General features: G+C 56.6%; 22 protein-coding genes and 4 tRNA genes. 7 read left to right on the forward strand and 19 right to left on the reverse strand.

Features of this window, described 5'->3' with window-relative positions:
- Nucleotides 1-33: 33 nt before the first annotated feature.
- The 13 genes from rpoB to ACN19L_RS09290 form a co-directional block, all read right to left on the reverse strand.
- Nucleotides 34-3,909 carry a DNA-directed RNA polymerase subunit beta gene (rpoB, locus tag ACN19L_RS09230; RefSeq protein WP_426493573.1) on the reverse strand — a complete coding sequence of 1,292 codons (3,876 nt, stop codon included), beginning with the start codon at nucleotides 3,907-3,909 and terminating at the stop codon, nucleotides 34-36.
- A gap of 285 nt (nucleotides 3,910-4,194) precedes the next feature.
- A complete protein-coding gene (gene rplL, locus ACN19L_RS09235) occupies nucleotides 4,195-4,572 on the reverse strand; it encodes a 50S ribosomal protein L7/L12 (RefSeq protein WP_354577809.1) in 378 nt (125 codons plus the stop codon).
- Between the two features lie 139 nt (nucleotides 4,573-4,711).
- Nucleotides 4,712-5,266, reverse strand: coding sequence for a 50S ribosomal protein L10 (gene rplJ / locus ACN19L_RS09240; protein WP_426493199.1), 555 nt, complete (start codon nucleotides 5,264-5,266; stop codon nucleotides 4,712-4,714).
- Between the two features lie 20 nt (nucleotides 5,267-5,286).
- Entirely contained in the window at nucleotides 5,287-5,982 is a 696-nt protein-coding gene (gene rplA / locus ACN19L_RS09245; RefSeq protein ID WP_139925660.1) for a 50S ribosomal protein L1, read from the reverse strand.
- Between the two features lie 19 nt (nucleotides 5,983-6,001).
- Complete coding sequence (rplK, locus tag ACN19L_RS09250) at nucleotides 6,002-6,445, reverse strand: 50S ribosomal protein L11 (RefSeq protein ID WP_044003266.1); 444 nt, start codon at nucleotides 6,443-6,445, stop codon at nucleotides 6,002-6,004.
- 118 nt (nucleotides 6,446-6,563) lie between these two features.
- Nucleotides 6,564-7,130, reverse strand: a complete 567-nt coding sequence (gene nusG, locus ACN19L_RS09255; protein ID WP_125427631.1) for a transcription termination/antitermination protein NusG — start codon at nucleotides 7,128-7,130, stop codon at nucleotides 6,564-6,566.
- Between the two features lie 20 nt (nucleotides 7,131-7,150).
- A complete protein-coding gene (gene secE, locus ACN19L_RS09260) occupies nucleotides 7,151-7,345 on the reverse strand; it encodes a preprotein translocase subunit SecE (protein WP_426493200.1) in 195 nt (64 codons plus the stop codon).
- Nucleotides 7,346-7,407: 62 nt separating this feature from the next.
- A tRNA-Trp gene (locus ACN19L_RS09265) sits at nucleotides 7,408-7,481 on the reverse strand.
- Between the two features lie 127 nt (nucleotides 7,482-7,608).
- The gene (tuf, locus tag ACN19L_RS09270) at nucleotides 7,609-8,796 is read right to left on the reverse strand and encodes an elongation factor Tu (RefSeq protein WP_110976694.1); all 1,188 of its coding nucleotides are present in this window, start codon (nucleotides 8,794-8,796) and stop codon (nucleotides 7,609-7,611) included.
- 168 nt (nucleotides 8,797-8,964) lie between these two features.
- Nucleotides 8,965-9,036, reverse strand: a tRNA-Thr gene (locus tag ACN19L_RS09275).
- 92 nt (nucleotides 9,037-9,128) lie between these two features.
- Nucleotides 9,129-9,201 (reverse strand) — tRNA-Gly (locus ACN19L_RS09280).
- Nucleotides 9,202-9,292: 91 nt separating this feature from the next.
- Nucleotides 9,293-9,372: transfer RNA gene (locus ACN19L_RS09285), tRNA-Tyr, on the reverse strand.
- A 249-nt stretch (nucleotides 9,373-9,621) separates the two neighbouring features.
- Nucleotides 9,622-12,123: a M1 family aminopeptidase gene (locus ACN19L_RS09290; RefSeq protein WP_426493201.1), complete on the reverse strand. Its 2,502-nt coding sequence runs from the start codon at nucleotides 12,121-12,123 to the stop codon at nucleotides 9,622-9,624.
- Between the two features lie 195 nt (nucleotides 12,124-12,318).
- Between ACN19L_RS09290 and ACN19L_RS09295 the strand changes: the two genes are divergently transcribed.
- The 3 genes from ACN19L_RS09295 to frr all read left to right on the forward strand — a co-directional run bounded on the left by ACN19L_RS09295 (nucleotide 12,319) and on the right by frr (nucleotide 14,344).
- A complete protein-coding gene (locus ACN19L_RS09295; RefSeq protein WP_426493202.1) occupies nucleotides 12,319-12,825 on the forward strand; it encodes a biotin/lipoyl-containing protein in 507 nt (168 codons plus the stop codon).
- Between the two features lie 112 nt (nucleotides 12,826-12,937).
- The gene (gene pyrH / locus ACN19L_RS09300; protein WP_426493203.1) at nucleotides 12,938-13,720 is read left to right on the forward strand and encodes a UMP kinase; all 783 of its coding nucleotides are present in this window, start codon (nucleotides 12,938-12,940) and stop codon (nucleotides 13,718-13,720) included.
- A 60-nt stretch (nucleotides 13,721-13,780) separates the two neighbouring features.
- Nucleotides 13,781-14,344: a ribosome recycling factor gene (gene frr, locus ACN19L_RS09305; RefSeq protein WP_426493204.1), complete on the forward strand. Its 564-nt coding sequence runs from the start codon at nucleotides 13,781-13,783 to the stop codon at nucleotides 14,342-14,344.
- An 83-nt stretch (nucleotides 14,345-14,427) separates the two neighbouring features.
- Here the strand turns inward: frr and nadD are convergent, their stop codons facing one another.
- The 6 genes from nadD to ACN19L_RS09335 form a co-directional block, all read right to left on the reverse strand.
- The gene (nadD, locus tag ACN19L_RS09310) at nucleotides 14,428-15,009 is read right to left on the reverse strand and encodes a nicotinate (nicotinamide) nucleotide adenylyltransferase (RefSeq protein WP_426493205.1); all 582 of its coding nucleotides are present in this window, start codon (nucleotides 15,007-15,009) and stop codon (nucleotides 14,428-14,430) included.
- A 23-nt stretch (nucleotides 15,010-15,032) separates the two neighbouring features.
- Nucleotides 15,033-15,617: a guanylate kinase gene (gmk, locus tag ACN19L_RS09315; protein WP_426493206.1), complete on the reverse strand. Its 585-nt coding sequence runs from the start codon at nucleotides 15,615-15,617 to the stop codon at nucleotides 15,033-15,035.
- A 9-nt stretch (nucleotides 15,618-15,626) separates the two neighbouring features.
- The gene (locus ACN19L_RS09320; protein WP_426493207.1) at nucleotides 15,627-15,917 is read right to left on the reverse strand and encodes a hypothetical protein; all 291 of its coding nucleotides are present in this window, start codon (nucleotides 15,915-15,917) and stop codon (nucleotides 15,627-15,629) included.
- A gap of 25 nt (nucleotides 15,918-15,942) precedes the next feature.
- Nucleotides 15,943-16,590 (reverse strand): sigma-70 family RNA polymerase sigma factor, encoded by a 648-nt coding sequence (locus tag ACN19L_RS09325; RefSeq protein WP_426493208.1) that lies wholly within the window; start codon nucleotides 16,588-16,590, stop codon nucleotides 15,943-15,945.
- Between the two features lie 292 nt (nucleotides 16,591-16,882).
- Nucleotides 16,883-17,938, reverse strand: a complete 1,056-nt coding sequence (locus tag ACN19L_RS09330; RefSeq protein WP_426493209.1) for a glycosyltransferase family 9 protein — start codon at nucleotides 17,936-17,938, stop codon at nucleotides 16,883-16,885.
- On the reverse strand, nucleotides 17,935-18,699 hold the full coding sequence (locus ACN19L_RS09335; RefSeq protein WP_426493210.1) for a glycosyltransferase family 2 protein: 765 nt from the start codon (nucleotides 18,697-18,699) through the stop codon (nucleotides 17,935-17,937). Before ACN19L_RS09335 ends, ACN19L_RS09330 begins: the two co-directional genes overlap by 4 nt.
- A gap of 88 nt (nucleotides 18,700-18,787) precedes the next feature.
- Between ACN19L_RS09335 and ACN19L_RS09340 the strand changes: the two genes are divergently transcribed.
- The 4 genes from ACN19L_RS09340 to ACN19L_RS09355 all read left to right on the forward strand — a co-directional run bounded on the left by ACN19L_RS09340 (nucleotide 18,788) and on the right by ACN19L_RS09355 (nucleotide 23,029).
- Nucleotides 18,788-19,636, forward strand: coding sequence for a T9SS type A sorting domain-containing protein (locus ACN19L_RS09340; RefSeq protein WP_426493211.1), 849 nt, complete (start codon nucleotides 18,788-18,790; stop codon nucleotides 19,634-19,636).
- A 94-nt stretch (nucleotides 19,637-19,730) separates the two neighbouring features.
- The gene (locus ACN19L_RS09345; RefSeq protein ID WP_426493212.1) at nucleotides 19,731-20,600 is read left to right on the forward strand and encodes an SDR family oxidoreductase; all 870 of its coding nucleotides are present in this window, start codon (nucleotides 19,731-19,733) and stop codon (nucleotides 20,598-20,600) included.
- Between the two features lie 120 nt (nucleotides 20,601-20,720).
- The gene (locus ACN19L_RS09350; protein ID WP_426493213.1) at nucleotides 20,721-21,911 is read left to right on the forward strand and encodes a hypothetical protein; all 1,191 of its coding nucleotides are present in this window, start codon (nucleotides 20,721-20,723) and stop codon (nucleotides 21,909-21,911) included.
- Nucleotides 21,912-21,979: 68 nt separating this feature from the next.
- Nucleotides 21,980-23,029, forward strand: coding sequence for an LLM class flavin-dependent oxidoreductase (locus tag ACN19L_RS09355; protein ID WP_426493214.1), 1,050 nt, complete (start codon nucleotides 21,980-21,982; stop codon nucleotides 23,027-23,029).

A 23,029-nucleotide genomic window follows, 5' to 3' on the forward strand; every position in this document is an offset into this window, starting at 1 on the left:
GTCAACGAATCGACAGCTCCCTTTCTCAGTTAATTAGTCAAGCGTGATTTCCAGGGCCAGACCGCGCAACTCGTGGATGAGTACGTTGAACGACTCGGGGATATTCGGCTTGGGCAGTACGTCGCCTTTTACAATGGCTTCGTACGCTTTGGCACGGCCTACCACGTCATCCGACTTCACCGTCAGGATTTCCTGCAGCACGTTGGAAGCACCGAAGGCCTCCAGCGCCCACACTTCCATCTCACCGAAGCGCTGACCACCGAACTGCGCCTTACCACCCAGCGGCTGCTGCGTGATGAGCGAGTACGGCCCGATAGAACGAGCGTGCATCTTATCGTCAACCAAGTGACCGAGTTTGAGCATGTAAATCACGCCCACGGTTACCGGCTGGTCGAAGCGTTGACCCGTCAGACCGTCGTGCAGGTAAGCACGGCCGAAGTGCGGCAGCCCGGCCTCCGCCAGTTCCTTCGATACTTCCTCTTCGGTAGCACCGTCGAAAATGGGGGTAGCGTAGGTGCGGCCTAGCTTCAGGCCAGCCCAGCCCAGTACGGTCTCGTAAATCTGACCGATGTTCATCCGGCTTGGTACACCCAGCGGGTTGAGCACGATGTCCATCGGGGTGCCGTCGGGCAGGAAAGGCATGTCCTCGTCGCGCACGATGCGGGCTACTACCCCTTTGTTACCGTGACGACCAGCCATCTTGTCACCCACCTTCAGCTTGCGCTTCTTGGCGATGTACACTTTGGCCAGCTGTACGATACCGGCGGGCAGCTCGTCGCCAACCTCCAGCGTAAACCGGTCACGCTTAAAGCGGGCCGTGATGGTATTGCGCTTCTTGGTGTAGTTTTTCACCAGTTCGAGCACCATCCCATTCACGCGGGCGTCGGCGGTCCAGTTCTCCAGAATGAGGTCTTTGAACATGTTCACCTCTTCCGGCACGGCGTAGTTGCTCTCGTCCTTATAAGGATTCTTCTCGGGGAACAACGCTTCCGTGATGTTCTTCTTCCCGAATTTGGCCCCTTTAGTCAGGATTTCGTCACCAAACTTGTGCTTCACGCCCTGGGAGGTTTTGCCTTCCAGCAAATCCACCAGCTTTTCGATCATCACGGCTTTGATGCCGCGCAATTCGCGGGCGTACGACTCCTTTAGCTCTTCTACTTCCTTTTTCGACTTGGCCCGCAGGTTTTTGTCTTTCTTCGGACGTGAGAATAGCTTGGTGCCAATAACCACCCCGTTCAGGGACGGTGGCGCCTTAAGGGAGGCATCCTTCACGTCGCCGGCTTTGTCGCCGAAGATGGCGCGGAGCAGCTTCTCCTCCGGGGTCGGATCGGTTTCGCCCTTGGGCGTAATCTTACCGATGAGGATGTCGCCTTCGCGTACCTCAGCCCCCAGGCGGATGATGCCGTTGTCGTCGAGGTTACGCACGGCTTCTTCGCTCACGTTCGGAATTTCCGAGGTCAGCTCTTCTTCGCCACGCTTGGTCTCGCGCACTTCCAGCTCAAACTCCTCAATGTGAATCGAGGTGAAAATGTCGTCGCGCACTACCTTCTCCGAAATAACAATAGCGTCCTCGAAGTTGTAGCCCTGCCACGGCATGAAAGCCACCTGCATATTGCGGCCCAGAGCCAGCTCACCTTTGTTCGTGCCGTAGCCTTCGCACAGGGGCTGTCCTTTGGTCACCCGCTCACCCTTCTTCACGATGGGCGTCAGGTTGATGCAGGTATCCTGGTTGGTACGGCGGAACTTGATCAGGTCGTACGAAATCTTCTCCGCGTCGAAGCTTACGAGGATATCGTCGGCCGTCAGGTCGTACTTCACCACAATCTTGTTGGCATCTACGTAGTCAATCACGCCCTCACCTTCGGCTACTACCAGGGTGCGGGAGTCAATGGCCACGCGGCCTTCCAGACCAGTACCCACGATGGGCGCCTCAGCGCGCAGCAGCGGTACGGCCTGGCGTTGCATGTTCGAACCCATCAGGGCACGGTTGGCGTCATCGTGCTCCAGGAACGGAATCAGCGAAGCAGCCACCGATACAATCTGGTTCGGCGCAACGTCCATGTAGCTATATTCGTCGGGACCAACCACGGGGAAGTCACCTTCGAAACGGCCTTTTACCAAGTCGTTGATGAAGTTACCTTCCTCATCGATGCGGGCGTTGGCCTGCGCAATGTGGTGGGTATCTTCTTCTTCGGCAGTCAGGTATTTCACGTTTTCCGTGGTATCTACCTTGCCGTTTTCTACCGTGCGGTAGGGCGTCTCGATGAAGCCCATCGAGTTAACCCGGGCGTGCACGCACAGCGACGAAATCAGACCAATGTTCGGGCCTTCCGGCGTTTCAATGGTACAGAGGCGGCCGTAGTGCGTGTAGTGAACGTCACGTACCTCAAAACCAGCCCGCTCCCGCGACAGACCTCCCGGCCCCAGTGCCGATACGCGACGCTTGTGCGTCACCTCGGCCAGCGGGTTGGTCTGGTCCATGAACTGCGACAACTGGTTGGTGCCGAAGAACGAGTTGATTACCGACGACAGCGTCCGGGCATTGATCAGGTCAACCGGCTTGAAGTCCTCGTTGTCACGCACGTTCATGCGCTCCTTGATGGTACGCGCCATCCGGGCCAGGCCCACGCCGAACTGGGCGTAGAGCTGCTCCCCTACCGTGCGTACCCGACGGTTGCTCAAGTGGTCAATGTCATCGACAATGGCCTTCGAGTTGATCAGACCAATCAGGTATTTCACAATGAGGACGATGTCCTCATTGGTCAGTACGCGGGCGTCCCAACCGGTGTCAATACCCAGCTTCTTATTGATACGGTAGCGGCCTACGTCCCCGAGGTCGTAGCGCTTATCCGAGAAGAACAGCTTCTGGATGATGTCGCGGGCGGTTTCTTCGTCGGGAGCCTCCGTGTTCCGGAGCTGACGATAGATTTGCTCCACGGCTTCTTTCTCCGAGTTGGAGTTGTCCTTCTGCAGCGTGTTGTAAATAATTGCGTAGTCAGCAATGTTTACGTTCTCGCGGTGCAGAATCACCGACTTGGCCCCGGCGTTCAGGATCGTGTCGATATCTTCCTCCTCGATGGTCGAGTCGCGCTCCAGCAGTACCTCGTTCCGGTCGATGGAAACCACTTCTCCGGTGTCCTCGTCCACGAAGTCTTCCGTCCAGGTGCGCAGCACCCGGGCAGCCAGCTTGCGGCCAACGGCTTTCTTGAGGTTCTTCTTATCGGCCTTCACTTCCTCCGACAGCCCGAACAGGTCGAGAATGTCTTTGTCGGTGCCGTAGCCGATGGCGCGCAGCAGCGTCGTAACCGGAAATTTCTTCTTCCGGTCGATGTAGGCGTACATTACGTTGTTCACGTCCGTGGCAAACTCAATCCACGAGCCTTTGAACGGAATGATACGGGCCGAGTACAGCTTAGTGCCGTTGGTGTGCTTGCTCTGGGCGAAGAATACGCCCGGGGAGCGGTGCAACTGCGACACAATCACGCGCTCCGCCCCATTGATAACGAACGAGCCCTTTTCGGTCATGTAGGGAATGTTCCCTAAGAAAACCTCCTGCTCAATCGTCTCGAAATCCTCGTTGTCCGTATCATTGCAGACCAGGCGCAACTTGGCTTTCAGCGGTACCGAGTACGTGAGGCCCCGGTCAATGCACTCGTCAACGGAGTACTTGGGCGGGTCAACGTGGTAATCGAGGAAGGTCAGCACGAAGTTTTCGCGCGAGTCCGAAATCGGAAAGTTCTCGGCGAATACCTTGAAAAGCCCCTCATCGGTCCGGCTCTCGGCAGCCGTTTCCAGCTGGAAGAAATCCATGAACGAGCGAACCTGCACGTCGAGGAAATCCGGGTACTCAATAACCTTTTTAATCTTGGCGAAGTTGATCCGCTCGTCAGCCGCCTGCAGCTTTTGCAGGCCTGTTGCTTTCGGTGTAGCCAATGTATGTGGGGTTAGGAAATGGATACTGAGAGAATCCAGAACAGGATAGCGGCAGCGCCCCTACCTTGAAAATTCCGGAAGTATTGAGCGCGCGAAAGCGCAAAGCAAAACTTTGCGCCTCTGGCGTCCGTAGGCACAAAAAGCCGCAAAGCGGCGCGCAAACGAACTTCCGATTAGTTTGTTGCCTACAAACAGGAAAAGACCTGGCTTAGTTGCCAGGCCTCTCCCTTATTTGCTGGTTTTAAGAGCAGGCAGCAGAAACTACTTGATTTCTACTTCAGCGCCGGCTTCTTCCAGTTGCTTCTTCAGGCCTTCAGCCTCGTCTTTGGCAACACCTTCTTTCAGGGCCTTGGGAGCACCGTCAACCAGTTCTTTGGCTTCTTTCAGGCCCAGACCGGTCAGGTCTTTCACCAGTTTCACCACAGCCAGTTTGCCAGCACCAGCCGACTTCAGGATTACGTCGAACGAGGTCTTCTCCTCGGGAGCGTCAGCAGCGGCAGCGCCACCACCGGCCATCATTACGGGAGCAGCAGCAGCGGGCTCAATGCCGTACTCGTCTTTCAGGATGGTAGCCAGTTCGTTTACTTCTTTTACCGTCAGGCTAACGAGCTGCTCGGCGAATGCTTTCAAATCTGCCATTTCTGTAGATTGTTAAAAAGGGGGGTTGTTGAAGGAAATTGAAAGTATTGAGTAATGAGTAGTGCGTATTGAGATGAGAACTGTGTCTTATTACTCAATACCTAATACTCAATACTCTTTTGAAAAAGATGAGCAGCGGTTAGCCTGCAACCTCTTCTTTTTCGGAAAGCGTTTTGAGGATACCAGCCAGTTTGCTGCCGCCGCTCGACAGAGCAGAGATAACATTTTTGGCGGGCGACTGGAGCAGACCGATAACGTCACCGATAAGCTCGTTTTTGCCTTTCAGCGTGCTCAGGCCAGCCAGCTGGTTGGCGCCGATGTAGATGCCAGCATCTACGTAAGCACCTTTCAGAGCAGGCTTGGGCTCTACGTTCTTGCCGTAATTCTGCGACTTGTAGAAGTCCTGCAGCAGTTTGGCAGGTGCGTTACCCGACTCTTTCGAGAACAGGATACCCGATTGGCCTTTCAGCGCAGCGTTCATCTCAGCCGTGTCAGCACCTAGGGTGTCGAGCGCCTTGCGGATGAAGGTGTTTTTGTACACTTTGAACTCCATGCCGCGGGTAAAGCACAGGCGGCGGAATTCGTTGATTTTCGCCACCGACATTCCCGAAGCATCGGCAATGTAGAACGCGTTGTGCGATTGAAACTTCTCGCTCAACTCGTCGACGAGGGCTTGTTTGTCTTCCCGGATCATATCGTCGTGTTGATTAAAACTTAGGCGGAAGTTACTTGCGTGTCAACCGGAACGGCGGGCGACATCGTGCTCGAAAGCGTGATGCTCTTGATGTAGGTGCCTTTAGCCGACGAAGGCTTCAGACGCTGAAGCGTCTGGATTACTTCGATGGCGTTTTCGGCGAGCTTTTGCTCGTCGAACGACACTTTACCAACCGAGCAATGGATGATACCCGTTTTGTCAACTTTGAAGTCGATTTTACCGGCCTTCACCTCCTGCACAGCCTTGGCCACGTCCGTGGTTACGGTACCCGACTTGGGGTTCGGCATCAGGCCACGAGGACCCAGTACGCGACCCAGACGGCCTACCTTCGCCATTACCGACGGCATCGTGATGATCACGTCGATATCGGTCCAGCCCTTCTCGATTTTCGAGATGTAGTCGTCCAGACCAACGTAGTCAGCACCAGCTGCAGTAGCTTCGGCTTCTTTGTCGGCCGTTACGAGGGCCAGAACGCGAACCGTTTTGCCGGTACCGTGGGGCAGCGTGGCTACGCCACGTACCATCTGGTCAGCTTTGCGGGGGTCCACACCCAGACGAACGTCGATATCAACAGAAGCGTCAAACTTGGTATAGGTGATGTCCTTTACCACTTTGGCAGCTTCCACCAAGTTCCGAACTTCGGTCAGGTCGTGCTTGGCAAGGGCTTCCTTGCGCTTTTTGCTAATCTTTGCCATGTGTCTTCTCCGTTGTTAATTATTCAGCAAAGGGAGAAGTGCCCGACACGGTGATACCCATGCTACGAGCCGTACCAGCCACCTGCTTCATGGCCGACTCTACCTTAAAGGCATTCAGGTCGGGCATTTTCGTTTCAGCGATGGTGCGCACTTGGTCCCATGATACCGACCCTACCTTGTTACGGTTCGGCTCTTTCGAGCCGCTCTGGAGCTTGGCTGCTTCCATGAGCAGAACCGGCACCGGAGGAGTCTTCACCACGAAGTCGAACGACTTGTCGGTGTACATGGTGATGAGTACAGGACAAACTTGGCCGGCCTTATCCTGGGTCCGCGCATTGAACTGCTTGCAGAATTCCATGATGTTAAGGCCTTTGCTACCAAGTGCAGGTCCAACCGGCGGCGCAGGGTTTGCGGCGCCTCCCTTTATCTGAAGCTTCAGATAACCTCTAATTTCCTTGGCCATTTGGTTTGAAAGGCTTCGGGCTTGTGCGGTAACTCGCACGTACCCTCAGATGAAAATTGCTCCAAAAGTGGAAGCACCACCGGTCCGGAGCGGATAACCGGTGACGTTGTTGTATCAGTTATGCTTCCTTCTCAACCTGGGTATAGCTGAGCTCCATGGGAGTGCTACGGCCGAAAATTTTCACGATAACGTTCAGTTTCTTCCGTTCCTCGAATACCTCGGACACCGTGCCCGACATACCCGCGAAGCCACCATCCACAATCTTTACCAACTCCCCCACCACGAAGGGGGTCTCCAACGTAGCGGCCTGTTCCTCCACTTCGTCCACAATCCCGAGGATGCGGTTAACTTCCGAAATGTGCAGGGGAACAGGTTTCGTGTTCTGGTTGGCTGCTTTGCCTTCCTTGTCGCTCAGAAAACCAATCACACCAGGCGTACTGGTGATGATGTGATCTACCTCACCATGGGTCAGGTCAGCGTGAATGATGATGTAGCCGGGATACAGGTTACGCTCGCGTACGCGCTTCTTGCCGTTGCGCATCTCGAATACCTTTTCCACCGGAATCAATACCTGGGGTACCAAGTCAGAAAGGCCATGACGGCCGATTTCCGTTTCCAGATAGGTTTTGGCTTTTTTCTCTTGTCCGCTAACCGAGCGAACTACGTACCATTTCAACTCACCCATTGTCGTCGAATAGTTTCCGATTAACGGACTGAGTTATAAAATGCTTCTAAGCTTTCTTTAAAAGCTACGTCCAATACACCTACCACGGCAGCAAACAATAGAGAGCCAATCAGCACTAGGCCCGCGCTTTTCTGCAGTTCCTCCAGAGAAGGCCACGTTACCTTGTAACGCATCTCTTCGGATGTCTCCTGAAAGTACTTGGTTAGCTTGCTCATGATAGAAAGCACCGGTTTGGGGTGTAAAACTACGGCTGCCGAAGCAGCCGTAGTTCTTTTGGTGGCACGGGCGGAGAGATTCGAACTCCCATCAAAGGTTTTGGAGACCTCTATTCTACCCTTGAACTACGCCCGTGTGTACATCCCTACCAGTCAAGGTGCTGGATTGGGACTGCAAATGTATGGAACTCTTTACATAAAACAAATCCGCCCCCGAAATTTTCGGAGGCGGATTTATTATTTCACTAATTCTCTACTGAAAACTAGTCAACAATTTCGGTTACCTGACCGGCACCTACGGTACGGCCACCCTCACGGATAGCGAAACGCAGGCCTTTCTCCATAGCTACCGAGTTGATCAGCTCAACCGAGATAGTTACGTTGTCACCGGGCATTACCATTTCTACACCTTCACCCAGCGAGATGATGCCGGTAACGTCGGTGGTGCGGAAATAGAACTGAGGACGATAGTTGTTGAAGAACGGCGTGTGACGGCCACCTTCTTCTTTCGACAGTACGTACACCTCAGCTTTGAACTTCTGGTGAGGCTTAACCGAGCCGGGTTTGCAGATAACCATACCACGACGGATGGCTTCTTTTTCAATACCGCGGAGCAGCAGACCTACGTTGTCACCAGCTTCACCACGGTCCAGGATTTTGCGGAACATCTCAACGCCCGTTACGGTCGACTTGAGGTTTTCAGCACCCATACCGAGGATTTCAACCGGCTCACCCGAGTTGATGATACCACGCTCAATACGGCCGGTAGCTACCGTACCACGACCCGTGATAGAGAACACGTCCTCTACGGGCATCAGGAAGGGCAGGTCGGTCAGACGAGCAGGAATTGGAATGTAGCTGTCAACAGCCGCCATCAACTCCTCAATTTTGGGAACCCAGTTGGCATCACCGTTCAGGCCGCCCAGAGCCGAGCCCTGAATAACCGGAATGTTGTCGCCGTCGAAGTCGTAGAACGACAGCAGCTCGCGGATTTCCATTTCTACCAGCTCGAGCAGCTCGGGGTCGTCCACCATGTCCACTTTGTTCATGAACACAACCAGCTGAGGAACACCTACCTGGCGAGCGAGCAGGATGTGCTCACGCGTCTGGGGCATCGGGCCGTCGGTAGCAGCTACCACGAGGATTGCACCGTCCATCTGAGCAGCACCAGTTACCATGTTCTTCACATAGTCAGCGTGACCGGGGCAGTCAACGTGAGCATAGTGACGGTTTTCGGTAGCGTATTCTACGTGAGCGGTGTTGATGGTGATACCACGCTCTTTTTCTTCGGGAGCATTGTCGATCGAAGAGAAGTCGCGCTTGGCAGCCAGACCCTTGTTAGCCAGAACCGTGGTGATGGCAGCGGTGAGGGTGGTTTTGCCGTGGTCCACGTGACCAATCGTGCCGATGTTTACGTGCGGCTTGGACCGGTCAAAATTTTCTTTAGCCATTGTAAAGAGATTAAGAGGAATTTTGAGGTGATGAGGGGGAAACGCGACTAGACTATACAGTAAGAAAGCGAAACACAGCTCCGTTTAGTCGGGACTGCACGTCGCTTTACTTTGCTGACAGTTTCCAAACGGTGCAGTCGCGCTGCCCCGTTGGTACTCGTAATTCTGAGCCATTTATGGGATTTGAACCCATGACCTCTTCCTTACCAAGGAAGTGCTCTACCACTGAGCTAAAACGGCTTGTTTTGGTTTGTTTGGCAAAGATACAACAGATGAGAAACATTTACCAGCTAAGCTATCTATGTACTTTCTCACTGTCATTCCTGACACCGAGCGGGAGACGAGGTTCGAACCCGCGACCTGCAGCTTGGAAGGCTGCCGCTCTACCAACTGAGCTACTCCCGCATTTCATAGGGCTTGAGGCTATGAGGACAAGTGTGTAAGAGGAAAACCCTCATGCATCCCTACCCTCATAAACTCATACCTTACTTTGTAGTGGGGGCGAAAGGACTCGAACCTTTGAACCCGAAGGAGGTGAGTTACAGTCACCCGCAATTGCCGCTATGCGACGCCCCCAGCTATATTTCCTGTGCCGTTCGCCAGGATTTCCCTTTCTCAATGGTAGCAGCCGAAACCGTTACTGTGTCGATTGGAGTTGCAAAATTAGCGGCTTTCTGATGCAAGTCAAGCCTTCACCAAAAAAGGTTTTAACTTTTTCCTCCTCCTTGGCTCTGCCTAGCCTTCGCAATGGCAGGTAATTATCTGACTACCTAGCACAAGCACATCCGCAAAAAAGATGGAGAGCCAGCAAAAAAAAATGTGCGACTACTGAATCAGGCTGTACATCGCCTTCAGGTTGCTGTCCTTTTCCTTGTTGCGGATATCCTGCAGCGTGGTCTTGAGGGCCGGCATACTGGCTACCAGCTCGTGCAAGCCTTTATATGCCCCCAGTCGTACGTATAGCTGTGAATGGGTACGGGCTAGTGTCTCAAGCCGCTGAATTCCTTTCTCCCGCTCAATGGGAGGAATCCGCTGCATCAGCAACCCAAAGTTTTCGAGCATCACGTAGAGTACTTCCGCCGGCGCATCCTTGCTACGCTGCAGAAACCATGAATAATCATCAAGAGTGCCATTGAGGCCGTAGTAGGTGGATAGGGCCGTGAGCAGAGCTGGATTAGTGGTATTCTGCAGGGCTGCCACCTGGCCCCGGGTGGAGGGCGCTGGCGCATGCGCCAGCGCCTCAACAGCAGCACTGGCTACTACATAGGAGCTGTCTTTGAGGGCAGCGTTGTACAGCTCGCTGTAATCTTCGTTGGGGAAGGAGGATAGTACACGGATGGCGGTGGCGCGCACTATCCCATGTTTCTCGGAAGTGGCCACCCGTTGCAGGTCCTTTCGCACGGCGCTTCCCTCAGCTCCGCGGTAGCGGCGCAACCCTTCGAGGGCTGCCACGCGGGTACCCCAGAAGGGGTCGTTGAGCATACTCCGGAAGGCGGCGCTGACCAGCAAGTCGCCGGATTTGCTGCGCAGGGCCTGAATGGCTTTGTATTTCTGAAGGTAACCGCGGGCATGACTGAGCTGGTACAGCAACTCTTCCTGACTTTGAGTTTCGTCGATATCGGCCAGCAGCATGCCTTCATCGTCAAACTTAACCAAGCTGGGTCGCTGATTAACCGGCAGACGGAAGGTCTGATCGGCTTTGGTGATAAGAATGCGGTGCTCGGTGGGTTGGCTACCGCTCCAAGTGGCTACCGTAACGGGCAGCCGGTACACGGGCTGATATAGGGTATCCTGCACTTGCTGCACCCGCAATACTACCTGGCTGTTCTCGTAGCTGTGCGTGACGCGAAGCTCCGGGTGGCCGCGCTGCAAAAACCACTGGTCGAAAAACCACATGAGGTCTTCGCCCGTGGTTTCTTCGAAAGCAATGCGCAGCTTGGCAAGTTCAACACTGCTCAGCTTGTTATGAACTAAGTACCGATTGAGGGAGGCAAAGAAGGCTTCGTCGCCTACGTGTTTGCGCAGCATATGCAGTACACGTCCGCCTTTATCGTAAGAGTGACGGTCGAACATATCCTCCTGCGTGGCGTAGCGGTAGCGAATAAGCGGCTCACGCTTCATCTGAGCCTCCTCCAGGTAATTGCGCAGTTTGGTTTGCTGTACCAGCGCCGCCGCATCGGCTCCGTACTTGTATTCCGCCCACAGCAGCTCCGAGTAGTCAGCGAAGGACTCGTTGAGGGGCAGATTGCTCCAGGATTCGGTGGTCACGTAGTCTCCAAACCACTGGTGAAACAGCTCATGGGCAATGACCGATTCGGAGGCATCGTAGGTAACGTCGGGCAGTTCCCGGGGGGTGAACTGCACCATCTGCTGCTGGAAGGTGGAAGCCGTGGTATTTTCCATGGCCCCCGACACGAAATCGTGCACGGCCACCTGGGCATACTTATCCCAGGGAAAATCAACTCCCAGCTTCTTGGAGAAAAACTCCAGCATTTCGGGCGTGTTGCCAAATACCCGCTTGGCGGTGTATTGGTAGGCGGGGTCCACGTAGTACTCCACTGGCTTACCGCGCCAGGAATCAGCCACCACGGCGAAATTGCCCACGGCCAGCATAGCTAGGTAAGGTGCGTGGGGCTGATTCAGCTTCCAGGTATCGGTACGAGAGCCATCGGTGTTACGCCGCGACGATACCAGCAGTCCGTTGGATAGGGTTTTCTGGCCGCTTTCCACTGTGAGACTGATTTCCTGCGTCATGCGCTGGTTGGGCTCATCAATGGTGGGAAACCAGCAGGAACTGCCCTTTGTCTCGCCCTGGGTCCAGACTTGGCGCGGCTTACTTTTGTCGGTTCCCAGCGGGTTGATGAAGTATAGCCCCTTGTCTTCAGTTATCGCCTCGCTGCCGCCTTTCGGTAGCTCGTTGGGCTTAGCCACGTACTGTACCCGCACCTGATACTGTTCGGTGCGCTGGTACAAACGGTCGAGGGTGATGGTCAGCTTTTTTTTATCGTAGCTGAACTTAAGATCTTTGCCCTTACGGGCTCCGTTCATCAGTTCCACGCTTTTCACGTCAAAGCCTTTAGCATCCAGCACCAACTGACTCTGCGGGTAGAAGTGCGGCCGCAGCGTGAGCACCGCCGTACCCAGCAGCCACTGCTTGTTCCAGTCGAAGCGTACATCCAGCCGGGTGTCAAACAGATCGTGCAATATGGTAGCCGCTGGTTGCGCCGGATTGATGGCGGGCAGCCAGTTAGGCACCACCGCGCTGGCCGAAACCGGGGTTGCAACAGTAGTTGGTTCTACCGCTTTTTTACGCGTAGGATGGCTCACAGCAGAGGCTGGACGACTGGACTTAACTACCTGAGCAAAAGCAGATAGCTGAGACATCAGCACCAGGAAGAAGGTACCGAAGACCGGATATTTCATGCAAAAAGGCACTAGGACATTGAATGGTCAAGTTCCGAATTTATTTCAGAATTGGCCTATCTTTAAGCCCTTTTCCGCCCTACTCCTGCTCCACCCCCAATGCTCCAGATTCGTACCGCCCCTACCCTGCCTGCCTGGGAAGTTGACTATCAGCCCAACGGCACCACGACCGTGAATGGACAACCATTCCAGTGGGATATTACTCCGCTGGGTAACGGCCGTTACCATGTACTGTACGAAGGCCGTTCCTATTCGGCGGAACTGGTATCAGCTGATTATGCCAGCAAACAACTGGTCCTGAAGCTGAACGGGCAGCGCGTGGAGCTGGAAGCCAAGGACCGGTTCGATCTGCTGCTGGACAAGCTGGGCATGAGCAACGCGGCCAGCCAGAAAATAAACGAACTGAAGGCCCCCATGCCTGGCTTGATTGTGGACGTACGGGTGGCGTTGGGGCAAACCGTACAGAAGGGCGACCCGCTGCTGGTGCTGGAAGCCATGAAGATGGAAAACATTCTAAAAGCGCCCGGTGATGGTACCGTGGCGGCGATAAAAGTCAATTTGCGCGACAACGTAACCAAAGGCCAGGTGCTCGTACACTTCAGCTAGCCAGCACTTTCTTTGCCCGGGGCCGTAAGCGGATACCGTGCGGCTTCAACCGCCGGTACTGGCTTACGGCCTTGTTACGTCAGTCGCGTTTCACGCTTAACCCCCTCTCACCTTGAAGTACAACCGAATTCTGCTCAAGCTAAGCGGCGAAGCTCTGATGGGCCAGCAACAGTATGGCATTGATGCCACCCGCCTCATGCAGTACGCCGAAGAAATCAAGGCCGTAGCCGAAACGGGCACTCAGGTAGCCGTAGTCATTGGCGGGGGCAATATTTTTCGGGGCGTGCAGGCCGAGGCCTTTGGGCTGGACCGCGTGCAGGGCGACTACATGGGCATGCTGGCAACCGTCATCAACTCCATGGCCCTGCAGAGTGCTCTGGAAAAGCTGGGCGTGAATACTCGCCTGCTCTCGGGCGTTACCATTCAGCGCGTATGTGAGCCCTACATCCGCCGCCGCGCCATGCGTCATTTGGAAAAAGGCCGCGTGGTAATTTTCGGAGCGGGTATCGGCTCCCCCTACTTCACCACGGACTCGGCCGCCTCGTTGCGCGCCATTGAAATTGAAGCTGATGTGGTACTGAAAGGTACCCGCGTGGACGGTATTTATACAGCTGACCCCGAGAAAGACCCGTCGGCCGTGCGGTTTCCGGAAATTACTTTTGATGAAGTAATGGAGAAGAACCTTAATGTGATGGATATGACGGCCTTTACGCTCTGCAAGGAGAATAATCTGCCCATCATTGTTTTTGACATGAATAAGGAAGGCAACCTGCAGCGACTGCTGGACGGGGAAAGTGTAGGCACGCTGGTAAGTATGCACGGCAGCAAAACAACCGACCCCAATCACAGCAGCCTCCAGCCAGCCACCCACAACAGCACGCCGGGACAGGCGTAACACCAGCGCGGTTTTCACGCAAACGCAACACCTACATTCAACACTCAACCTTTTTAAGAAGTGGACGAAGAAATTAAGTTTTATCTGGACGAGGCCGAGGAGTCGATGAGCAAGGCCCTGCAACACACGCAGGTAGAATTCGCCCGTATCCGGGCCGGTAAGGCCACTCCCGCTATGCTTGACTCGCTGCGGGTTGACTATTATGGCACGCCCACGCCCGTTGCGCAGGTGGCTAACGTAGCGGCCCCCGACGCCCGCACGCTGTTCATCAAGCCCTGGGAAAAAAACATGATCAGCGAGATTGCCAAGGCCATCAAAAACAGCGACCTGGGCCTGAACCCCCAGTCGGATGCCGAAGGTGTGCGCCTGAACATTCCGCCCATGACGGAGGAGCGCCGCCGCGACCTGGTAAAGCAGGCCAAAAACGAATCGGAAAGCGGCAAAGTGCGCATCCGCGGCATCCGCAAAGACGTGAACGAGTCGTTGCGCAAGTTGCAGAAGGAAGGCGCTTCAGAGGATGCCGTGAAAGATGCGGAAGCCAAAGTGCAGAAGTTCACCGACAGCTACATCAGCAAAGTAGATGAGCTGCTGAGCAAGAAGGAATCGGAAATCATGACCATCTGATTTCTGCCTTTGCCATCCGGCCAACAGAAAGCCCCTGACTTCACGCTGAAGTCAGGGGCTTTCTGTTGCTTACGCGCTATACCTTATTGCTGCCAGTATCCAGCAGCCAGAATCTGCTGTTCCACCGTTTCGGGCACGAGGTAGCGGATGGATTTACCTTCGCGCACGCACTCCCGGATAAACGTAGCCGAAATATCCAGCAGCGGGGCTTTCACTACCCGCACACTGGGGTTGGCATTCATCTCAGGAGCATCTACGCCTGGGCGTGGATAGACGTAGATTTCATTTTCTGTAAGAATGCGCGCTGCTTCCTTCCACTGGGGTAAACCAGAAAGATTATCCTCTCCCATTAGCAGCACAAACTGGTAATCAGGGTACTGCCGCCGTAGCTCGTCCAGCGTATCAATGGTGTAGCTGGGCTTGGGCATGGCAAACTCCACGTCCAGTGCGCGTAGCCGGTTATTACCGGCAATGGCCCGCTCTACCAAATCCAGTCGTTCCTGTTCACCCAGTAGTTCCTGCCCCACCTTAAACGGGCTCTGCGGCGACACAATCAGCCACACAGCATCCAAATCAGTGTGCGTGGCCATGAAATTGGCCAGGATAAGATGCCCGGTGTGGATAGGATTGAACGAACCAAAAAGCAGCCCTACTCTCCGTCCCACGGAGGCAACGGTAGCAGAGCTGCTCACAGAATGGCTGACTCGGCGGTGATAAAGGCTCGCACCAGCTTTTCAGCTTCGTCAATGGCGCGCTCCAAGTCGTCGTTGACGATAACCACGTCGAAACGATCTTCGAACGTCAGCTCAAAGTTGGCCTTGTAAATCCGGGCGGAGATGCTGGCTTCCGAATCGGTAGCACGGTTGCGCAGACGCTGCTCCAGTACCTGCAGCGACGGTGGTTTTACAAAGATGGCTAAGGCCCGCTCTTTGTAAAACTCCTTAATGCTGAGGCCACCTTTCACGTCCACATCCAGGATGGCGTGCTGCCCATTGTCCCAGATGCGCTCCACTTCCGATTTCAGCGTGCCATAAAACGCGCCTTCGTACACTTCCTCCCATTCCACAAAGTCATCGTGGCGGATTTTCTCCTGAAACTCCTGCACGGAGATAAAGTAGTAATCCTTGCCGTTGGCCTCGGTGCGGCCCCGCTTGTCGCGGGTACACGCTGAAATGGAGAAGCTTAGCTCCGGCATGCGTTCCAGCAGCCGGTGTACGATGGTGGTCTTGCCAGCACCCGAAGGGGCCGAAAAGGCGATGATTTTACCCTGCATCGGGCAAAATTAGGCCATTTCTCGCTGAAGTTTTGCAAGAATCGAATCGGACAAAGCAGCGGGGGCTTTTTTGCGGCCCACATGCTCACCCAAAAAGTCGATGAAAATGTGCTGCTTCTCAATGCTATCGAAGCACGGTGAGCAGTCTTCGGCGTGGTTCACGAAGTAATCCGTATCCTCAGCCGTGGGCTCCTGCCCAACAATAATCTGGTCGAGTATGGTATTCACACGTTCACAGTCGGGGCCGCTGGAGGCAGGGGCACCGCTCTGGTTGGTTTGCTTTGTAGACGTAGTTTCCATAGCGAAAGCGTTGGCTGAGGGGAAATTATTCGGATTCTTCTGAGAGGAAGGTGTCATCGGTGCCATTATCATCGGAGCCATAGCCCATTGACTTGGCATATTTTTCAAGTTTTTCTTTGAGGAAGTTGCGTGCCCGGTGCAAGCGGGAGCGCACCGTACCGATGGGGATGTCCAGCACTTTTGCCATTTCCTCATACGTGAACCCTTCCAGGTCGCAGAGGATAATGACCGTGCGAAAATCCACGGGCAGCGAATTCAAGGCGCGGGCCACCTCATCACCGATCAGGTCGCGCACGGCTTGTTGCCGCATGTCGGAGGAAGAGGGGCCAGCGTCGTTATCCGCCTCTACATCTTCCGAGTTGTAGTACCCTTCGATTTCGCTGTAATCAACCTTGGCGGGCTGCTTACTTTTTTTGCGAAAATCGTTGATGAACGAATTTTTCAGGATGCGAAACAGCCACGCTTTGGCGTTTGTTCCCGGTTCGAAGTACTCAAAGAAGCGATATGCTTTCAGATAAGTTTCCTGCACCAGGTCATTTGCATCATCTTCATCGAGGGTGAGGCGGAAGGCGAAATTATACAGGGGGTCGAGCACGGGCATCAGTTCGGCCTGAAAACGCCGGTCCTTTTCCTCTTTGCTCAGTTTTGGAATCCGCTCGGGAGAGTCGCTCATGAACGCTAATTATTGCGGCTGAATATTAGTGAAATACCGCCGTTTGACAAATGCTTTGGATTATACCGGCTCCGGCGCAGAAGGTTTTCGCAGCAGCCATGTGCCTACATACGTGGCGGACCGCGCAGGTCTGACCCATATCCGACGGAAAGGTTACGCTAACCTGATCGGGAGTCTTTATATGGCTGAGTGAATATACCTACGGGTTGGGCGGCCTTTCAGGTTGCATACCGGAGTTTTCGGCCCATTTCTGCCAGCCCTCCTGCAGCTGACCAATTCCACCGACCTGGCTTTAACCGGGCAGTGAACTGCTACCAAACAGCAAGGGTGGCCACTGCTGTACCCGAGCCAGCACCTGCACGGGCTCCAGCGCCTTGATGCAGGTGCAGGCGGCCGGCTGGGTGCGGCACTCCTGGCAGTCCGGTTTATCAAATATCAGGTACTCGGCGTGCAAGCCCAGCGGAGCCCAGCGGCCGGGATGCATGGGCCGAATGGGCGGGTACAGCCCCAACGCGTGCCGACCTAACGCGGCGGCCAGGTGCAGCGGACCGGTGCTGCCGGCCACCAGCCCATCGGCGGTGGCAATGAAAGCCAGAAACTCCGGTAGCTCCAGCTGCCCGGTCAGCTCGGCGGCGAGGAACGGCTGATGCTCTGTAAGCCACTCGCGTAGCTCTTCCCCTTCGGCGGCCGTGCCGGTGATGAATACCCGGTGCCCGGCCTGGTGCAGCAGCCGGGCCAGGGTGCCGAAATGCGCCAGGCCCCACTCCCGGGCACTGCCCCGGCTGCGCGGGTGCAGAATGACGTTGAGCTGGCCGGGTTGGCGGGCGTTGAGCAGCTGCCGTAGTTCCAGCCGCAGTGGTACTACGGGTTGCAGCTTCACTAGCGACGCTACTTCAGTTAAAGGTAAAACCGTCATTTCGCCCACGCTGCGGAGTAGCTGCAGGTTCAGCTGGGCTTCGTGCAGGGGCGAGTGGCGGCGGCTCAGGGCTACCAAGTGGTTACAGGTGAGCCAGTGGAACCAGCGGCTGCGGGTACCCACGCGCTGCCGGATACCGGCCTTACGGGCCAGCGCGGCCAGCAGCTTGTTGGGAAAAACGTGCAGAATGGTATCGGCGGCGGTGGCCTGCAGGGCGGCTAGCTGGGCGGCTGCCGGCAGCTGCCGCAGCTCATCGAAGTTTATGAAGCCATCCAGCCAGGGGCAGGCTTTGGCTACGGCCTGCGTGTAGGTGCGGCCGAGCAGTAGCACCCGGCACCCTGGAAACAGTTGCTTCAGGCGGCCGGCCACGGGCAGCGTCAGCACCACGTCTCCGATGGCGTCGGTGCGGCTGAGGAGGAAGGTACGGCTCATGGGCGCGGCTTGGTTTTGAGCTTGGCAAATTTCAGGAACACGCCCCAGGCCGAAATAACGGCAATACTCAGCCCCGCGAAACCATCCAGAAAACCCAGCCGCAGTACGTAGCCATGCACGAATTTCCACCACGGCTTCAGCAGCAGATGAAACAGGGACACGTTGCGCCGGCCGCGCAGCCACAGCTCCTCGGCGGCAATGCTGGTGAAGCGGTTGAGCTGGCTGACGTGCTGCTCTACGGAATCGTAGGAATAGTGCAGGGCATCACCGGCCAGGGGCAACGGCGCGGGCTGGCCGGGCTGCAGCTCGTACCGCTCGTGCAGCAGCAGACCCATCCACTGGCCCAGACGCCGGTCGTAGAGGCGCAGCTTGCGGTCGGGGTACCAGCCGCCGTGCCGCACCCAGCTGCCGCAGTAGTTGGTAAGGCGGGCCAAGGTGTAGCCGGCGCCCTGCCAGTTGGTTTTGGCGGCCTGAATGCTCTGGCGTAGCTCCTCGGTCAGCACTTCGTCGGCATCCAGTTGGAGCACGTAGTTGTGGCGGGCCTGGGCGGTGGCGTAGTTCTTCTGCTCCACGTAGCCTTCAAACGCGTGCTGCACCACGTGTACGTCCAGTTCACGGCAGATTTCCACGGTGCGGTCGGTGGAGAAGCTGTCAATTACCAGCAACTCATCGGCAATGGGCCGGGCGGCTTCGAGGCAGCGGGCAATATTGGCTTCTTCGTTGAAGGTGATGATGACGACGGATAGCGGAACCTGGGGCATAGCGCGGGCAAATATCGGGGTTTTGCGCGGCTGGGTTACCTTGCCTTCAGCGGAGCAATAAATGGGCATACCGTTATTTCCACACGATATGCGTGCCGCCCTGCCCTTCGTCCGTCCCGGATACCCTGGAATACTGCTGTGCGGAGCTTGGGCGCTGGCCGCTTGCGAAACTGGCCCCACCGTGCGCTTCGAGCCACTACCGCCCTTGGCTGCCCCGCGCAATCTGGTTGACGTACTGGGGCCGGCCGGGCGACTACTGGGCCCGGACACTACCCAATTTGTGCTGCGTTACGACCCGCGCACCCAGCTAAACCAGTTTTCGATGATACGGGCCGCTGATACGGTTCCGTGGTTTGCCGCGCGGGCTTTCCGGTATCGGGGGCTGTATTACCTCGTGACGTCGGGAAGCGACTCCGCCAGCAACTGGGTGCACGCGGCCCGCATTACCCGGCGCAGCGTGCAGGGCCTGGGCACCGGTTATCCGCAGATGCAGGACCTGTCGGCGGCCGTGGAGGGCGGGCAGTTTGCGAAGCTGGTCCGGTTCCGTAACTTTTCTGCCGATAGCGTGGTCATGCGGTTTGACAAAGTGGCCCTGCATCGGTTTTACCGGACGTTGCCCGATAGTTTTCCCACCTACCGCCTGGAAACGGCTGGCTCTGCCCCTGCTACTGCGCCGTTGCCGGAGTATCCGTCTGTCGGCACCTTCAGCCTGTACCCCAACCCGGCTGCGCAGGCGGTTACTGCGACTTTCGCTGCGCCCGAGGCGCGCACAATTCACGTGCTGGATGCGGCCGGCCGCACGGTGCGCACCATTGCCACCTCGGCAGCCACTACCCGAATTGCGCTGGATAACTTTGCGCTTGGTTTTTACCTGCTGCGGGTGACACCGGCCCGCGGGCCGGTGCTGCGCAGTCAGCGGCTGGAAGTTGTGCGGTAGCTTGCTCTCTTAACCGCAGGCTGTATAAAACCTTGCGTTGATTGGTTGCAGCAGCCCCGTTTCCGTATACAGGCCCTCTACTTCGCCTCTGTGTATGACTGCATCTTCCGAAAAAATTGCCCTGGTTACGGGTGCTACGGCCGGTATTGGCACCGTTACGGCCCGGGCGCTGGCCCAAGAGGGCTACCACGTGGTGCTGCTGGCCCGCAACGCCGAGAAGGCCGCCCGTACCCGCCATGAAATTCAGCCCCTAGCCTGGCCCGGTCGCCGCGTGGATGTGCTGCTCTGCGACCTGTCGGACCTGAGCCAGGTGCGACGGGCGGCCGAGGAGTTTCGCCAGCGCTACGGCCACCTGGATGTACTGGTAAACAACGCCGGGCTGGTGCTGGGCGACGAGCGGCAAACCTCAGCCGATGGCTACGAGTTGACGCTGGCCACCAACCACCTGGGGCCGTTTCTGCTCACCAATCTGTTACTGGACCGGCTGCAGCAAAGTCCGGCGGCCCGTATCGTCAACGTGGCGTCCATGGCTTACCAGTTTGCCAAACCCGATTTTAGCACGCTGGAAGTGGCTGGCGGTTACTCGCCCATGCGGGCTTACGCCAACTCCAAGCTCTATAACATTATGTTCACGCAGGAGCTGGCCCGGCGGCTGCGGCAGCACGGCATCGGCAACATCATCACCAACAGCCTGCACCCGGGCGTGGTGGCCAGCAGCTTCGGGCAAAGCTCTAACTGGTTTACCAAGGCTTTTTACAAGGTAGCCGCGCCGTTCATGACGTCCTCGGAGGAAGGGGCCCAAACCAGCATCTACCTCGCTACCGCCCCGGAAGTGGCCGATACCAGTGGGGGCTACTTCGTGAAGAAGCGGCCGGAAGCCGTGAAATCAGGTTACAACACGCCCGAAAACGCCCGGCAACTTTGGAAACTGAGTGAAGAGCTAACGGGAGGCAGCTTCCTGTAGCATCCTGCTATTTGCAACCTACATGCCGTAACGACCAACCACTCCGGTTGGTCGTTTTCATTTTGCGCTCTAGCTTTAAGGGTTAGATGCCTTTGACTATCCTTCCTTACCCTTTTACGAATGCCCCTTTCTACCACAACTGCTACCGAACACAGCTACGGCACCGCCAAAGGCTGGCGCATTTTTATCTACATATTTTCACCGCTGCTGATAGCCCTGTTTCTTTCCTGTCCTTTCTGGATGGCCGAAAATGGCTGGGATGGGGCCGCTGTTACCTTCCTAGTTTTTGGATGGAGTTTCGCGCTATTCTTCGGCTACTGCGTGTATGAAACCTACAAGGGCCGCCACATACTGAGCGAGCAAAGCATCCGCTACGAAGGTGCATTACGGCGCAAAGAGCTTCCCTTGGAGGCCGTCCGTGGTTACCGGGCCGATGATAAGTACACGCACATCGTGCCCATTTCCGAGGCCTATCCATCCATTCGGATAGGCTATACGAGCGAGGGGTACGAGGATATTCAGCATTGGCTGGCTGAGCGGTTTCCGGATCTGGATGTGCAGCAGCAGGAGCTGGAAGCCCAGGAAATTCTGCAGGATGAAACGCTGGGCCGCTCGGTGCCGGAACGGGAGGAGAAACTGGCCCAGGCCCGGCAGGTAGCCCGCGTACTGAACACGCTGGCCTGGGCCGTGGCTGCGTGGTTGTTCTTCTACCCCAAACCCTACGATGTGGCTGTGCAGGCCAGCCTTGCCCTGCCCCCGGTAGCTGCTCTGGCTTTGCTCTGGTACCAGGGCCTGCTGCGGGCCGATGAGCGAAAGGACAGTGCCTACCCGGCTCTGGGTTCTGCACTATTCATCCCGGCACTTGGCTTGCTCCTGCGCGTACTGCTGGATTTTGAGCTGCTGGGTTACTCAGCGGCCTGGCAGCTGGCGGCGGGTGTAGCCTTACTGTTTGGCGGGGTACTGGCTTATGGCAACCGCCGCTTTATCAGGCTGCCCGCCAGCCGGTGGGGGGCCGTAGCCACTGTATTTTTCTGTGCGCTGGTGTACGGTTACAGCGCGGTGGTGGCCATCAACTGCGTGTTTGATGAGGCCGCGCCGCGCGTGCACGCCGCCAACGTACTCAGCAAGCATAGTTCCTCCGGCAAAACCACCACCTACTACCTCGAAGTAGGTGCCTGGGGCCCCAGAACCGCGCCCGAAGATGTAACCGTAACGGAGGAAACCTACGACCAAACCATGCCCGGCGACTCCGTGCGGGTGTACCAGTTTCCGGGCCGGCTGGCAATTCCGTGGTTTACGGTGAGTGAGTAGCGTGAACAAACCGGCGGGCTACTGCGTTAGGCAACCAAATTCATGTACCTACCTGATTTAAGAAAGCAATGGAACTTGGTATCAGCTCATTTGGCGAAGTAGCTCCCGCTCACGTATCCGGCGGCGACACCGCCGCGGCCCAACGCACCCAGGAACTGGTAGCTCTGGGCCGCCGCGCCGACGAAGCCGGCCTCGACGTGGTGGCTATTGGCGAGCATCACCGCGCCGACTACGTGGTATCGTCGCCGGAAATGGTGCTGGCGGCGGTGGCGGCCGTTACCAGCCGGGTCCGGCTCAGCAGCGCCGTTACGGTGCTCAGCTCCACCGACCCGGTGCGCACCTTCCAGAATTTTGCCACGCTGGATTTGCTATCCAACGGCCGGGCCGAAATTATTGCCGGGCGCGGCTCATTCATTGAGTCGTTTCCACTGTTTGGGCAGGATTTGCAGGATTATGATGCGCTATACGCCGAGAAGCTGGGGCTGCTGCTGCAGCTCAACGAGCAGGAAATTATAACCTGGCAGGGCAAACACCGGGCAGCCATTGCGGGCAAAGGCGTCTATCCGCGTCCCGTGCAGTCCAAGCTACCCATCTGGGTAGGCGTGGGCGGTACGCCCGCTTCAGCAGCCCGGGCCGGCTCCTTGGGTCTGGGCCTGACCATTGCCATTCTGGGTGGAGCGCCGGCCCAGTACGTGTCGTTTGCCGAGCTGCACCGCCGGGCCGCTCAGCAGGCCGGCTACTCGGAGGCACTGCCGCTGTGCATCAACTGCCACTTCCACATAGCCGAAAACTCCAAGCAGGCCGCCGACGAGTTTTTCCCGGCTTACTCGCTGGTGATGAACCGCATTGGTCGGGAACGGGGCTGGCCGCCCATGTCGCGGCAGCAATTCGATTACCTGCGCGGGCCGCAGGGGCCGCTGTTCGTGGGCACGCCCCAGGAAATCACCGAGAAACTGGTGTACCTGCACGGGCTGTTCGGGAACACGCGCTTTATTGGCCAATTGATGCTGGAAGGCATGCCCCACGAAGCCGTGCTCCATTCCACTGAGTTGTTTGGGCAGGTGGTAGCCCCCGCCGTGCGGGAGCGGCTGGGCGTAGAGGCCGCTGCGCTGGGCTAA

This window comes from Hymenobacter sp. 102 (assembly GCF_049949205.1).
In the GTDB taxonomy this organism is placed as follows: Bacteria; Bacteroidota; Bacteroidia; order Cytophagales; family Hymenobacteraceae; genus Hymenobacter.